The following is a 12,414-nucleotide window of genomic DNA, read 5'->3' on the forward strand; positions in this document are numbered from 1 at the left end:
TGGGGGCAGCTCCTGCCCCACCCCCTGGGACAACTCCTGCCCCACCCTCGGTCAGCTCCTGACCCACCTCGGTTATGATTTGCCCTACCCCCTCGGTCAAATTCTGCCCTAGGTCATTACTTGCCCCACTACTCTCTGTAGTGCTTTGGGTTAATTTATCGAATGTGAGATGAAAGAGATTCGATTGGTTGAGGTCTCCATTTTTACGGTACTCACGCCGTACTAGCCCCATTTCCTCCAGAGCTCTAATATGGGCTTTGACTGTGGACCGCCCGATCTCACACTGGTCAGCAATATGCTGATAGGAAGGCCAGCACTCGCCTTTATCATTAGCATTGTCTGCAAGCTTGATTAGCACCAGCTTTCGGATGGGATTTCCTACTTTGATGCTCATAGCCTGAGTCATGAGTGTCATGCTCATAACAGCTCCGTTTAAAAGCCGTGCTTTGAATTTCCTCGACTAGGCATGTGAACCAAACACCAGGCTTTCTTTAGTTACTGGTTTCCTTGAGGTGAACTCAGCTGAGGCCTTCTCAATCTGAACAGCTTTAGAGGGAGAGGCCTTCCTGAAACCGTAAGCCAGCTGATCCAGATAACCTACAGTCGTCATTGCCTTACCAGCTAATAGCGCCCACTCTTCCTTGCTAGCGTCTTTGCGCCAGCGTAAAAGTTCATTGTTCATCCGCTATCCTCCTCTGCCTTGAAACCGATGTGACTTTATCAATCAGATAAAATACTGGCAACTAAATTTATCTTTTTGAACATTTATCATGAAGATAAATCATGTGAGAATTTAAAGATGGAAAACAAAGAGATCAGAAAGGTCAACCTGTCAAAGCTGCTAAATAAACATTTGCAGCAAACCGATGCGACTAAGGCTGGCTTTGCAGAGCAGTGTGGACTGAACCCCGCTCAGCTCAGCCAGGTATTAGGCAATGAGGCATTTAGAAATATTGGTGACAGGCTTGCCCGCCGAATTGAAAGTTCATTAAAGCTTCCTACGGGATGGCTGGATAGCATTCATCCTGACAACATCCCAGAAGATGAGGTTGAGATTGCAGGCGCACCTGCCAAAGGCTTCGTACAAGTAGTGGGAGAGGCTTTGCTGGGGACAGATGGCTCGGTGGATATGATGGAATTCCATGCCGGCTGGTTATGCATATGTAGCAAGGACCAGGAAGCTTTTGGGCTGAAAGTGAAAGGCGATAGCATGTGGCCAAGGATTCAATCCGGTGAGTTCGTCGTGATAGAACCTAATACTCCTGTCCAGGTCGGAGATGAAGTTTTTGTAAGGACCAGAGACGGACGTAACATGATAAAAATTCTAAATAAAACTCGAGACGGATCTTATCTTTTTACAAGTGTAAATAGCCAGCATCATCCAATCACCCTGGCCCCAGATGAGGTTGAAAAAATCCAGTATGTTGCAGCAATCCTAAAGCATACGCGTTTCCTCGAACACCTCGATAAAGCCAGTTAACCGCACTCGCCCCTCTCCATAAGTTTCCTTTTCTCGAAACCTTCTCATTACAGGTTTCGAGTTAAACCAAAACTCTTCTAAATCAAAAAGATAAAACCCAAGCCACTCTATTTATCATTTTGATATTGACGTTAATTTATCATAAAGATAAAGTACTTTTTATGCAGGAAAATACTATTAACCTGCGTGGTATCAAGCTCTTTAACAACGAGCGGGAAGCTCTACGGCAGGTGCCGAGAACGCACCGAACCTCAGGTTACTGAGTGCATGGTTGCGACTGTGCAGCCAGTAACTTAACGGGGGATGTATGGCAATTATCAGCTATGGCAGATCTGTCAAACCTGTGATGAAAGACAACGCCAGAACACGCCGGCATATGCGCCGCATGGTTGAGGCGATTGAATGCCGCAAGATTGAAGAGATTCTGGCTGCAGAGCTGGGATGGGGGCCAACAGCACGGACTACTGAACTCAGCCGGGCAGAAAACCATTGCAGGCGCGTAGTAAGCGATCGCGTCAGTATGGCTGTGGAGACGGAAACGGAGTACCGCAAGCAAATTCGGGCGGCCGCTGCGAAGTACGTTGAACACCGAATGAAGAGTAAATACCTTAAGGTCTGTAACGAAGCCGGACGCCAGATTCGTGCAGTACAGAAGCCGCGCCGACGAAGCATACCACTGGTTTAACCTCTTTCACTCCAGCCCCTGCGTTGGTAAGCAAGGTGCGGAATTTTTTTCTTCATCCTGAAAGGGGAACAGAAATCGGCGATCCACTTTTCCTGATCCGAGATACCAGGCGTAAGCGCTATGCACAGTCCAGACCAATGAGATGCAAATTGCCATACTGCTTTTAGCCAATTAGACCGTTTTCTACAGACAATCATCAGTTAAATGATGTTTAATTCCTGCTTCGGTGGGGCTGCCTTTAGAGGTCCTGACTGGTTTATCAAAAGGATGTAGATAAATGAGCATAGTGTTTATTCCCCCTCTCATTACATTGCTGCTGAGCAAAGAAAATGAGAAAGGAAGCCCTCTCACTACAGAAGAAGTGAATTGTATTCGAGATAACGCCACCGCTATCCAGGTAGATGTCGATACGGCACTGGCCATAGCTGAAAGCCGGGGATATTGTGATATTAACCCTGAGGATTGTTGGAACGAATGGGCTGCGTTCAGAAGAGAGCACTGAAGCCTTACCTGAATGTCAGTGATGTTTTTACTGGGAACGCATACGGTTTACATGAAGAATGAGAATTAGCCTGTGAAATGGATTTTTTTGTCGGGAATATTATTTTCAGTGGTTGCTGTAGCTGACGATCGCTCTTTCGAGCCACCTGAAGTCAGATGCTTAAACGATCACACCATTCCATTGATCAAGACAACTATACCCGCAAAAAAACTGGTCGATGATGCCTGGGTTCAATGTAAGCCAGAACTTGATGAATGGATGAAATTGCAGGAATCATTACCTGAAGAAATGAAGCAAAACATGCGCAGGCAGTTATATGACTTCTATATCAGGATGATTGAAAAAAGAAGGCAGTTTGAAGCCAGACAACCCGCATAAACCGCCCACCGAGGCGGTTTTTTTACGTCTAAATCCGGAGAACACCATGGATAAAAACAACCCCTCACAAGTCCTGACTCAAAAAGAAATGCAGCGTCTCGCCCTTGTTCATGTGCAGGCGTATGTAGGTGCCTGCCACTGTCAGAGCCGCAGCGATGTGCTTCTGGCACTGGCGCACTGGCAGAACGTAGGCGATGAGATCGCTGATTTCATCCTGACTACACGCATCATCGTCGTCAATGAACATGGCGCACATGAATTTTGAGACGTCGTTGCGTTAATCCCGCCCGACAGGGCATTCATCTGACCCGGAGGTCACCATGCAAAACCGTGAAGTTGCCGCAAAAGTTATTGAGACCCTTTTCGATGTGGCTGAAAAACTGTACGCATCAATGGACATGACTGATGCCTGCTTACAGGAAGGAAAAATCAGCAAAGAAGAGGCCGACGCTTATCGTACGGCCCTGATGAACTTACTGGAAGAGATGGATCATGCCATCGTCAGCCCGATTTTCGGCATTCATTCTGACCTGCGCCCAACCTGCTGCTGTTGCACCGAATCTGAACAGGATGAGGCAGGCCTGCAACCGTGAAGCTTTCAATGAAGGTCCTTAACCCAACCGCCCGCTGTGGCGGTTTTTTTATGCCTGAAGGAGGCCCGGTATGGTTATTCAGATCCATGATGGCCGGTACACCTTTACCACCAGCGTATTAAACCGAAGCCGGCAGTTTGTCAGCTTCAGAGAAGGCATTACCTGGGTGTTTGTGCAGAAGCTCGCCGCTGCCTGCGCCGCTGAGATGAGGCAGCCGTAATGTCCAAGCCTCATGCACCCGACAGGATAACGCGGCGCGCACAACAGCAGATCAGACAGTGGCGCGCAGGGCATATTCACGCCAGACGAACCTACCGTGACGGGTACCTGACACTGCGCGTTACGCCGCACTGGCGCCTGCTTTCACGAGACAACGGTCGGCACTGGGAGTTGCTAAGCCATGCCGACTACAACAATCAGATTTAACCCCCCAGCCAGACAGAGGAACATTTCCCATGATGCAGTCACACATCAGGGGCGATGCCGCTTTTGCTCGCCCTTTTAACGCATTCCGCGATATCGAGTTCGCACCGGAAAACATCGTCACCGGCGCCAGCTTTTCATCCCAGCCGCCGCCGGCTCTTCCACCCCAGCCACCGCTGCCGCTGTTACAGATAGCCTTTGACCATGTTGTTGAGATTTTGCTTCAGGAGGGTCAGCCATGATCTGTTTTCCCCGCACAAAACGACGCCAGGAGCAGCGGGACGCTGAGGCTGCAGAGGATGAAATGGAGGCGCTGCGGGAGGAGCTTGCGTCGTTTTTCCCCAAAAAGCTCCATCAGTTTGCCTCCCCTTACCTGCCGTCAGGCATTGTCTGCACGCTTTACAGCAAAGACGCGGAGGAGGCCTACGCCCGGCTGGTGGACAGCCTGATTAATGCTGAGCTGAACGCCATCCGCCATCTGAAAGCCATGAGATGGATGCCATAACATGCCACGAGCTCACGCCGGCCGAAGCGCTAAGGGCCGGCGTGAGTGATACAGAAAGGAGAAGAAAATGAAGTCCCCCGTTTACCGCCAGCGCGTCAGTCCGTATTCCCTTATTGCTTCTGATGCGGCGATGGTTGAAAGAGAAGGTAATTACGCGCTTGCCGTAAAAATGTGGAAGAAAGCGGCCGGTTGCGCCTGCCGGGCAGTCAATCAGAACTGGGCAGAAAAACGTGCCGGTTTCTGTCAGACAATGGATGAACGGTTCCCGGCGGTTGCTTCAGGACGCGACGAGTCTTCTCGTGCAAAAGAAGACGACGACGAACGGCATCGCTGATGCAGGTAACCCCCAGTCATCCTGGATGACGACGCCACGTTACCGGTTTTGCCGGCCGCGCCGGGCATACTCACCCGGGTGACCGGCAGCCCGTAAGTCATTTCCCTCTCCCTGCCCGACGACTGACTGCTGGCCAGAAACAGACGCTCTCTGACGTCAGCTTCGCCATGCGTCCGTCCCTGCGCAGGGATCTGATTTCATCTGCACGGAACTCTCCATGAATAACCATTCTGACCACATCAGAAAGCGCCCGGTATTACGGGCGCTTGTCTGGCTTTTTACTCTCTCTGCGATCGCCGGGGCCGGACTGACAGCAGGCTCGCTTGCCCTGTCTGCCCTCGTGATCAGCGTGGCTTATCTTGCTGGTATTCCCGGATAACGCATTTTCAGGAGACACCATGAAAATCATTTATCAGCAGGGCAATAAACAGGCCTCTCTTATCCTGACGGCCTCTCTGTTCGACTTCCCGCGCCTGGTCCGGGTGGCCAGTGCTGCACTCAACGTTGTGCCCGGTGCAGTGGCGGAAACGACGGGGATGTTCTGTCTGCGCACGACGATTACGGGCCCGGCCTCCTTCATGAACGAGGCGCTGGCGGCAGCCCTTTCTGCGCTGTACCCCTCTTCACGATATACCGCATCCCGCTGAAGAAGACAGTCAACGCCAGGCTCAGTCAGCAGCTGAAAGTGTTTTCGGCTGCTCCTGGAAAAGACCATAAGCGGCTCAACCACAGGAGAAAGAATATGGAACTACGTGATGACACACTGGTGGATCTGAAGTTTATTATGGCGGATACTGGTTTTCGCAAAACCTTTATTTATGACCGCATCAAAGATGGCACCCTTTGCAGGCCTTATAAAATCAGCGGGCGTTCGCGCTGGAAGTACAGCGATTACGTCAATTTCAGGAATCGCTTAATAGGTCACCATTCTGGGTAAAATTCCGGGTAAAAAATTTATATTATTGGGAAAAATATCCCGATATTTAGCCACTTGCGCTATTGGTTAAAAGTCTGCAGGGGAATGCCGTTCCATTGCAAAAAGGCGTCGTCCTGAACCCCACGCCCTGTCACGACCTCATCAAGCAGCGCACACTGCGCGTAAAGAATATGCTGGCGGCTGTCCTCATCCAGCTGCGCCACCTTAAGGGCGGTCTGTACGCGCACAATATCCTTCACGCAGCGGTTCCACAGCGGACGGCCTTCTCCCTCTTTAAACTGCAGTCCGTTACGCAGCCGAATGGCCTTTAGCCATGTTTTTTGCAGCAACGCATCGATATTGACCGGCGCGACGGCTTCGTTTTTGCTTTCACACATAATTCACACACCGTCACTCACGGTTGAAGTTATTTTTGTCAACAATCGCCCCGGTTTGATTAAACCAGAACGGTGTTATTCCACACTGAATAATAAGCTGATGCCTTTGCGCTTTCGGCGCGAATGCGTTGCGCTTTCCCCTCTTCGTTATCAATAAGCGGAGGTGAAAATTGTCATGCCGTTGCGTTTTATCAGGGTGGAAATGGTCACTCATCAGACAATCCTTTTTAACGCCAGGTTGAATATCGTGACGTTTAGCTTCAGGCGATAGTAGACCAGAGTGACTTATTTGATCAATCAATCAGATTTTAGGAGTGAAAAAATAAAAAACATTTTCTTTTGAGTGTTCTTGTTAATAAAAATAGATGTTGTCGGCCTGTGCCTGACGCGACTCTCTGACTGGCTATCCGGTTAATAATGGCAGCTTATTTTGGATGAGGAAAAAAGTATGGAAGAAAAGCACGGGGATAATTAAATATTGACAGACATCAATGCCAGTAATTAACAGACACAAATATAGAAATATATCCATGCGCTGTCAATGCTACCTTAGCAGGATAATTAACAGAGTAAATAAAATAACGAGGAAATTATACCGCTGCGTTGAGAGTGACCAGCGCGCAGCTTTTACGCGTTGCGCGCGCCATGGCGGTATGCCGAAGGCGAAACGCCGTTCATCTGCCTGAAGCGGTTGCTGAAATGGCTGGGGGAATGAAAGCCGCAGCTCAGGGCAATCTCCGTTAGCGAGAGGGAGGCGTTAGCCAGCAGCGCTTTCGCGCGCTGCATGCGGCGGCGCATCACATACTGATGCGGCGCTTCGCCCACGGAATGGCGGAACATGCGCGCGAAATGAAACTCGCTCAGCGCCGCCTCCTGACTCAGGTGCGCCAGCGTCAGCGGCTGGTCGAGATGCGCGTCGACAAAGGCCAACAGATGACGCAGCACCGCAGGTGCCAGACCGCCGCGCGCCTGCGGCGCGCGCCACTGCAGCAGGCTGTAGTGCTGCAGAAGATGGGTCATCAGCAGCGTCGAGGCGCTGCTCAGCATCAGCTGATTGGCGGGCTGGCGCCAGTCGCAGCTGAGCAGAAAATGCCGGTAAAGCTGGGTGATGCGATCGTCGCTGGCGAAGATTTTTTCATGCAGCTCAAGGCGCGCCGGGCTGCGATCCCATGTCTCCTCCGCCATCTGGCGCAGGTGCGCGTCGGTGCAGTAGAGATGTACGAAAGAGAGATCGTCGCGCAGATCCCAGGTGGACTCAACGCCCGACGGCATCAGACAGAAGCGATCCGGACCGCCGCCGTTGCGCCAGCCGTAGGGGCTTTTGTACCAGGTGTCGTAGCCGTCGGCGATATAGAGGCTGAGAGTATGGTGATCGCTGTGATTAGTGACCCGGTCGCCGCTGTTGAACCAGTGCGCCAGCTGGATGCCGTCGTTCAGCCGGGCGTGATGAAGCAGCTGGGCTTTATGACGTTGCAGCATGGAAAAGGTCTGGTAAATCGGCGGGTTCACGGGCGCTCTCCTGTTAACAGAGGCCTAGTGTATGAAGAGCGGCGTCAAGAGAACAGAGTTATGCGGTGCGGCGGCAAAAAAAGCGCAAGAATTTGCAAGTGCGCCGCAGAGCGGTGCAAGCGGCCCGCTTTACGCTCAGCGATACTGCGCGCTGGATCAGAAAAGAGGCGTGCTATGAATATCCTTTTATATCTCTCGGTGGTGTTGATTTGGGGAACCACCTGGATCGCGATTTACGCCCAGCAGGCGGTAAGCGGCGGCAGCATCGGCGCGGCGGTGTTCTGGCGCTTTATCGTGGCGTCACTGGTGATGCTGGCGGCGCTGAAAGCGCTGAAGCGCCTGCACCCGCTGACGGCGCGCGATCATCTCTTCTGCCTGCTACAGGGCTGCTGCGTCTTCGGCCTCAATTTTCTTTGCTTTTATCACGCCGCCGCCTGGATCAACAGCGGCCTGGAGTCGGTGATCTTCTCTATGGCGGTGCTCTATAACGCGCTTAACAGCTGGATATTTTTCCGCCAGCCCCCTTCTATTCGGCTGCTGCCGGCCGCCGCGCTCGGCATCGGCGGCATCATGGCGCTGTTCTGGCGCGATCTGCACGGCAGCGCGGCCTCGGCGCAGCTGCTGTGGGGCGCCGGGCTGAGCGCGCTCGGCACGCTGGGCTTCTCGCTGGGCAATATGATTAGCCTGCGTCATCAGCGCGCAAAGCGGGACGTGCTGACCACCAACAGCTATGCGATGCTTTATGGCGCGCTGGCGATGGCGCTGCTGACGCTGTTGCAAGGCGAATCGCTGCAGCCGGTCTGGAACGCGCAGTGGATGGGCGCGGTGGGTTACCTGGCGATTTTCGGCTCTGTTATCGGCTTTGGCGCCTACTTCACGCTGGTTGGCCGCATCGGCGCCAGTCAGGCGGCCTACAGCACGCTGCTGTTTCCGCTGGTGGCGTTAACGCTATCAACGGTTTATGAAGGCTATCAGTGGCATGCCGAAGCGTTTTTGGGACTGGCGATGATACTGGCGGGAAACCTGGTGATGTTCGCGCGGATGCCTGTGCTGCGGCGGCGCGTGGCCGCCTGAAGCAGAGAGTGGGCCTCGGCCCGCTCCGGGTGAGCATCATGCCCGGCGCTGCATTGCGGTAAGTTGTTGAGGTTGATTGATGGCCTTTCGCGCAATCCAGTAGAGCAGCACGCGCTCGTCGTCATTATCCTGGTCGGCCATGGAGAGCAATTTCAATGCCAGGGTGGATTTGGTCACCGGCTGCTGCTCATCGCTGAGTTCAATCACTGCCTGACCGATGATGCAGCGGACTTCGTCCTCGCAGCTGAGGGATTCATATGCTCGGTCTTTCATATTTCCTCCTGTAAAGTGAACCTTAAGCCTGGCAAATATTCTGCGATTCTGCTGATAAAACCCCTTCTGAGACACATCCGTTTACCTCAGGTAACTAAAAGTTATCAGGTTGCCGGATTGGTCATAATTTAGCGAAGCGCGAGCCGCTGCCGTTCATACCTTCCAGATGGCATTTCATGACGCGTTTCGCCCTGTTCATGCCGTTTTTTACCGCACGCGCGTCGCCTCGCTCTACTCTGACGTCAGTATCCAGATCCCCAAACGGGAGAGAGAATCATGACTCAACTCACCACGTCTTCTTATCAACGCACCCGCTGGCTGACGTTAGTCGGCACCATCATTACCCAGTTCGCGCTGGGATCGGTTTATACCTGGAGTCTGTTTAACGGCCAGCTGGCGACGAAACTCGACGCCTCTGTCAGCCAGGTCGCCTTTTCATTCGGCCTGCTGAGCCTGGGCCTGGCGGTAGCGTCATCGCTGGCAGGCAAACTGCAGGAACGCTTCGGCGTGCGTCGCGTCGCTATCGGCGCAGGCGTGCTGATGGCTGCCGGCTTCTGGCTGACCGCCCACGCCGACAATCTGATGATGCTCTACCTCAGCGCCGGCGTGATGGTCGGCCTGGCGGACGGCGCCGGCTATTTAATGACGCTCTCCAACTGCGTGAAGTGGTTCCCGGAACGCAAAGGGGTAATCTCCGCCTGCGCCATCGGCGCTTACGGCCTCGGCAGCCTCGGATTTAAATTTATCTGCGGCGCGCTGCTGGGCGCCGTCGGCCTCGAGCAGACCTTTATTATCTGGGGGCTGATGGCGATGAGCATGGTGATCCTGGGCGCGCTGCTGATGCGCGATGCGCCGGTTCAGCGCGCGGCCGGTCAGGCTGCTCGCCAGGCGCGCGACTATACGCTGGCGCAGGCGGTGCGTTTGCCGCAATACTGGATGCTGGCGCTGATGTTTTTAACCGCCTGCATGAGCGGCCTCTACGTTATTGGCGTTGCGAAGGATATCGGCGAGGGTCTGGTGCATCTCAGCGCGCAGACAGCGGCGAGCGCGGTAACGGTTATCGCTATCGCCAATCTGAGCGGTCGTCTGGTGCTGGGCGTGCTGTCCGACAAGATGGCGCGTATTCGGGTCATTACCCTGGCGCAGATTGTTTCGCTGAGCGGTATGAGCATTCTGCTCTTCACCCGCATGAATGAAATGACCTTTTTCGCGTCGCTGGCGTGCGTCGCCTTTAGCTTCGGCGGCACCATTACCGTCTTCCCGTCGCTGGTCAGCGACTTCTTCGGCCTGAATAACCTGACAAAAAATTACGGCCTGCTCTATCTGGGCTTCGGCATCGGCAGCGTGCTCGGCTCGCTGATCGCCTCGGTATTCGGCGGCTTTACCGTGACCTTCAGCCTGATTATGACGCTGCTGGTGATCTCGCTGCTGCTGTCGCTGACCATTCGTCTGCCGCAGCGCGAGCCGCTGGCGGAGCAGGTGCTGCAGCGCAGCTAACGTTGCGCATGCGGCAGAGCGGGACAGCGCGCGCCCGCTCTGCCGCGCGCGTCAGGCGTTATGCCGGAAAAAGCGGTTCCGCTATGCCCGCCACGTCCACCTCGACCGCCAGAATATCCCCTGACTGCGGATAGCGCGCCAGCTCTTCCTCGCTGCGATCTTCACGCGAGCTGGTGATATAGAGCGTCTTCAGATCGGCCCCGCCAAAGGCGACCATGGTCGGCCAGCGCACCGGCAGCGCAATCTCATCGACAATCTCGGCGCTGACGGGATCGATACGCACGATGCGCCCGCCGTCGAACTGCGCCGACCAGTAAAACCCTTCGCTGTCTACCGCCGCGCCGTCCGGCAATCCGCCTCTGGCGTCGAAACGACGAAACAGCTCGCGCGCGCCCGGCTCGCCGTTTTCATCCAGCGGGTAGCGGTAGAGCGCCTCGTTAGGCGTATCGCTGTGATACATCCAGCGGCGGTCGGGGGAAAAGGCGACGCCGTTGGAGATCATGATGTCGCGCGCCTTGACCTCCAGCTGCAGCGACGGCGAGACGCGACAGAGCAGCGCGCCGTTTTTATCCTGCGGTTCCCACAGGCTGCCGCACCAGAAGTTGCCCCAGGGATCGACGCGCCCGTCGTTAAAGCGGCTTTTCACCGCCTCGCCGGGATTGTCGGCGATCTTGCGCTGCGGCTTGCCCTGCGCGTCCAGCAGCCAGACGCCGCTGCGCAGCGCCGCGATCAGGCCGCCCTGCTCGCGCAGGCCGATACAGCCCACCTCTTCCTGCTGCGGAAAGGTCTCCAGCGCGCCGCTGCGCGGATCGAAGCGGTGAATGGCGGGCGCCAGGATATCGACGCACCACAGCACCTGTTCGCGCGTTGACCAGGTTGGACACTCGCCCAGCTCCGCCTGCAACGCCAGCACATTTTTCACTTCACGCGTCATACCGCCTCCTTTTTTATTTCGCATCAGCATACTGTAGCCTGAATTTGCCCCAGAAGGTGAAAACGCGCCCCTTGCTTTTCAGAATTGTCTTGCCGATAATCATGTTTATTCAGGCAGTTCCGATAGGCTTATTTTCTGCGGCGACAGTGATGGGTGGCCCTGAAATATCTCGCAATATCTCTCTATATAACTCTACATTCACTGCATCTTCACTCCACTATTCCAGCGTAATGTCATACCCATTGGAAAAGAGGAGAACGTCCAGTGAAAAAAATCGCTAAAGTTGCAACCGTTATTGCCGTTATCTCTATGCTGAGCGGATGTATTATCGACCGCGGGCATGGCGGCGGCTGGCACCACGGCGGCGGCCACGGCTGGCATCATCACCGCTAAGGGCAAAGATTTCACACAGCATAAAATAAAAAAAGGGCGGGATATTACCCGCCCATTTTATTGTTTCCGCCGCTTAACTTTTAATCGCATAGTTACACTGGAACCAGCCGGTTTTCAGTCCCGGAATATGGCTGGGCTGCGGCGTCAGCGCTTCAACTTTATCAAATCCCTTTTTGCCGCAATAATCTGCCAGGTCCAGCGCCATCGCGTCCCGGTTTAATTTTTGCGGATCGTAACGGTACTGTACGGTATTTGCGCTGGGATCTTCATCGACCCGTTCGAATCCACCTGGTTTGCTGACGCTACAACCGGTCAACAATAAAAGCGCCATTGCGCTGACGATAATTGATTTCATTTTTCTTCCTCACATTGCCGCAGCAGTTTAAGCCGCCGCTCTGGCGTCGGCTATCAGAAAACTGCCCGACTTACTCTCTGCACTTAAGCTTTTACCGATTAAAATGATATGACCAAACGGCTATTGCTATCATCTGAAGCATGGGATGATGCTTTCAGACAAAAC

The 12,414-nt window shown here is 53.9% G+C and carries 25 protein-coding genes; 17 read left to right on the forward strand and 8 right to left on the reverse strand.

All coding sequences use genetic code 11. The features are described from left to right. Positions 1-421 (reverse strand): helix-turn-helix domain-containing protein (locus B2J69_RS09705; RefSeq protein WP_143806262.1); only part of this gene is annotated, 421 nt, incomplete at its 3' end. A gap of 39 nt (positions 422-460) precedes the next feature. Then, the gene (locus B2J69_RS09710; protein WP_081138790.1) at positions 461-682 is read right to left on the reverse strand and encodes a transcriptional regulator; all 222 of its coding nucleotides are present in this window, start codon (positions 680-682) and stop codon (positions 461-463) included. 117 nt (positions 683-799) lie between these two features. Between B2J69_RS09710 and B2J69_RS09715 the strand changes: the two genes are divergently transcribed. The 14 genes from B2J69_RS09715 to B2J69_RS09765 all read left to right on the forward strand — a co-directional run bounded on the left by B2J69_RS09715 (position 800) and on the right by B2J69_RS09765 (position 5,837). Then, the gene (locus tag B2J69_RS09715) at positions 800-1,480 is read left to right on the forward strand and encodes a S24 family peptidase (RefSeq protein ID WP_081138793.1); all 681 of its coding nucleotides are present in this window, start codon (positions 800-802) and stop codon (positions 1,478-1,480) included. Between the two features lie 307 nt (positions 1,481-1,787). Next, the gene (locus tag B2J69_RS09720) at positions 1,788-2,165 is read left to right on the forward strand and encodes a hypothetical protein (protein ID WP_143806263.1); all 378 of its coding nucleotides are present in this window, start codon (positions 1,788-1,790) and stop codon (positions 2,163-2,165) included. A 277-nt stretch (positions 2,166-2,442) separates the two neighbouring features. Then, a complete protein-coding gene (locus B2J69_RS09725) occupies positions 2,443-2,667 on the forward strand; it encodes a hypothetical protein (protein ID WP_081138799.1) in 225 nt (74 codons plus the stop codon). Positions 2,668-2,739: 72 nt separating this feature from the next. Further along, on the forward strand, positions 2,740-3,045 hold the full coding sequence (locus B2J69_RS09730; RefSeq protein WP_236722702.1) for a hypothetical protein: 306 nt from the start codon (positions 2,740-2,742) through the stop codon (positions 3,043-3,045). A 46-nt stretch (positions 3,046-3,091) separates the two neighbouring features. Then, positions 3,092-3,310 (forward strand): hypothetical protein, encoded by a 219-nt coding sequence (locus B2J69_RS23785; RefSeq protein ID WP_143806264.1) that lies wholly within the window; start codon positions 3,092-3,094, stop codon positions 3,308-3,310. Between the two features lie 55 nt (positions 3,311-3,365). Continuing rightward, positions 3,366-3,638, forward strand: a complete 273-nt coding sequence (locus B2J69_RS09740; protein ID WP_081138802.1) for a hypothetical protein — start codon at positions 3,366-3,368, stop codon at positions 3,636-3,638. 70 nt (positions 3,639-3,708) lie between these two features. After that, positions 3,709-3,858, forward strand: coding sequence for a hypothetical protein (locus B2J69_RS24185; RefSeq protein ID WP_167376565.1), 150 nt, complete (start codon positions 3,709-3,711; stop codon positions 3,856-3,858). Beyond that, a complete protein-coding gene (locus tag B2J69_RS24585; protein WP_081138803.1) occupies positions 3,858-4,064 on the forward strand; it encodes a ParE family toxin-like protein in 207 nt (68 codons plus the stop codon). Before B2J69_RS24185 ends, B2J69_RS24585 begins: the two co-directional genes overlap by 1 nt. Positions 4,065-4,093: 29 nt before the next feature. Then, complete coding sequence (locus B2J69_RS09750; RefSeq protein WP_081138804.1) at positions 4,094-4,303, forward strand: hypothetical protein; 210 nt, start codon at positions 4,094-4,096, stop codon at positions 4,301-4,303. Continuing rightward, a complete protein-coding gene (locus tag B2J69_RS09755; RefSeq protein WP_081138805.1) occupies positions 4,300-4,566 on the forward strand; it encodes a hypothetical protein in 267 nt (88 codons plus the stop codon). Before B2J69_RS09750 ends, B2J69_RS09755 begins: the two co-directional genes overlap by 4 nt. Positions 4,567-4,633: 67 nt before the next feature. Then, on the forward strand, positions 4,634-4,900 hold the full coding sequence (locus B2J69_RS23790) for an ANR family transcriptional regulator (protein ID WP_143806265.1): 267 nt from the start codon (positions 4,634-4,636) through the stop codon (positions 4,898-4,900). A gap of 217 nt (positions 4,901-5,117) precedes the next feature. Next, on the forward strand, positions 5,118-5,279 hold the full coding sequence (locus tag B2J69_RS24055; RefSeq protein WP_158083424.1) for a hypothetical protein: 162 nt from the start codon (positions 5,118-5,120) through the stop codon (positions 5,277-5,279). 19 nt (positions 5,280-5,298) lie between these two features. Then, on the forward strand, positions 5,299-5,547 hold the full coding sequence (locus tag B2J69_RS09760; RefSeq protein ID WP_081138806.1) for a hypothetical protein: 249 nt from the start codon (positions 5,299-5,301) through the stop codon (positions 5,545-5,547). A gap of 95 nt (positions 5,548-5,642) precedes the next feature. Then, complete coding sequence (locus tag B2J69_RS09765) at positions 5,643-5,837, forward strand: helix-turn-helix transcriptional regulator (protein WP_081138807.1); 195 nt, start codon at positions 5,643-5,645, stop codon at positions 5,835-5,837. 59 nt (positions 5,838-5,896) lie between these two features. On the opposite strand, the gene B2J69_RS09770 is transcribed toward B2J69_RS09765, so the two are convergent. From B2J69_RS09770 to B2J69_RS09780, 3 genes are all read right to left on the reverse strand, one after another. Next, positions 5,897-6,214 carry a DotU family type IV/VI secretion system protein gene (locus B2J69_RS09770; protein ID WP_081138810.1) on the reverse strand — a complete coding sequence of 106 codons (318 nt, stop codon included), beginning with the start codon at positions 6,212-6,214 and terminating at the stop codon, positions 5,897-5,899. 13 nt (positions 6,215-6,227) lie between these two features. After that, positions 6,228-6,428: a hypothetical protein gene (locus B2J69_RS09775; RefSeq protein WP_081138812.1), complete on the reverse strand. Its 201-nt coding sequence runs from the start codon at positions 6,426-6,428 to the stop codon at positions 6,228-6,230. Between the two features lie 413 nt (positions 6,429-6,841). Further along, complete coding sequence (locus B2J69_RS09780; protein WP_081138871.1) at positions 6,842-7,693, reverse strand: helix-turn-helix domain-containing protein; 852 nt, start codon at positions 7,691-7,693, stop codon at positions 6,842-6,844. Positions 7,694-7,897: 204 nt separating this feature from the next. Between B2J69_RS09780 and B2J69_RS09785 the strand changes: the two genes are divergently transcribed. Further along, a complete protein-coding gene (locus B2J69_RS09785) occupies positions 7,898-8,797 on the forward strand; it encodes a DMT family transporter (protein WP_081138814.1) in 900 nt (299 codons plus the stop codon). Positions 8,798-8,833: 36 nt separating this feature from the next. On the opposite strand, the gene B2J69_RS09790 is transcribed toward B2J69_RS09785, so the two are convergent. Then, on the reverse strand, positions 8,834-9,070 hold the full coding sequence (locus B2J69_RS09790) for a hypothetical protein (RefSeq protein WP_081138817.1): 237 nt from the start codon (positions 9,068-9,070) through the stop codon (positions 8,834-8,836). Positions 9,071-9,346: 276 nt separating this feature from the next. On the opposite strand from B2J69_RS09790, the gene B2J69_RS09795 reads away from it, so the two are divergent. Continuing rightward, on the forward strand, positions 9,347-10,567 hold the full coding sequence (locus B2J69_RS09795; protein WP_081138820.1) for an L-lactate MFS transporter: 1,221 nt from the start codon (positions 9,347-9,349) through the stop codon (positions 10,565-10,567). A 58-nt stretch (positions 10,568-10,625) separates the two neighbouring features. Here B2J69_RS09795 and B2J69_RS09800 read toward each other — a convergent pair whose 3' ends face one another. Further along, positions 10,626-11,501 carry an SMP-30/gluconolactonase/LRE family protein gene (locus B2J69_RS09800; RefSeq protein WP_081138822.1) on the reverse strand — a complete coding sequence of 292 codons (876 nt, stop codon included), beginning with the start codon at positions 11,499-11,501 and terminating at the stop codon, positions 10,626-10,628. A 264-nt stretch (positions 11,502-11,765) separates the two neighbouring features. Between B2J69_RS09800 and B2J69_RS24445 the strand changes: the two genes are divergently transcribed. Continuing rightward, positions 11,766-11,894, forward strand: a complete 129-nt coding sequence (locus B2J69_RS24445) for a hypothetical protein (protein WP_256461757.1) — start codon at positions 11,766-11,768, stop codon at positions 11,892-11,894. 73 nt (positions 11,895-11,967) lie between these two features. On the opposite strand, the gene B2J69_RS09805 is transcribed toward B2J69_RS24445, so the two are convergent. Continuing rightward, complete coding sequence (locus B2J69_RS09805; protein ID WP_081138825.1) at positions 11,968-12,249, reverse strand: putative periplasmic lipoprotein; 282 nt, start codon at positions 12,247-12,249, stop codon at positions 11,968-11,970. Positions 12,250-12,414: the final 165 nt, after the last annotated feature.

The organism is Pantoea latae (assembly GCF_002077695.1).
Taxonomy (GTDB): Bacteria; Pseudomonadota; Gammaproteobacteria; order Enterobacterales; family Enterobacteriaceae; genus Pantoea; species Pantoea latae.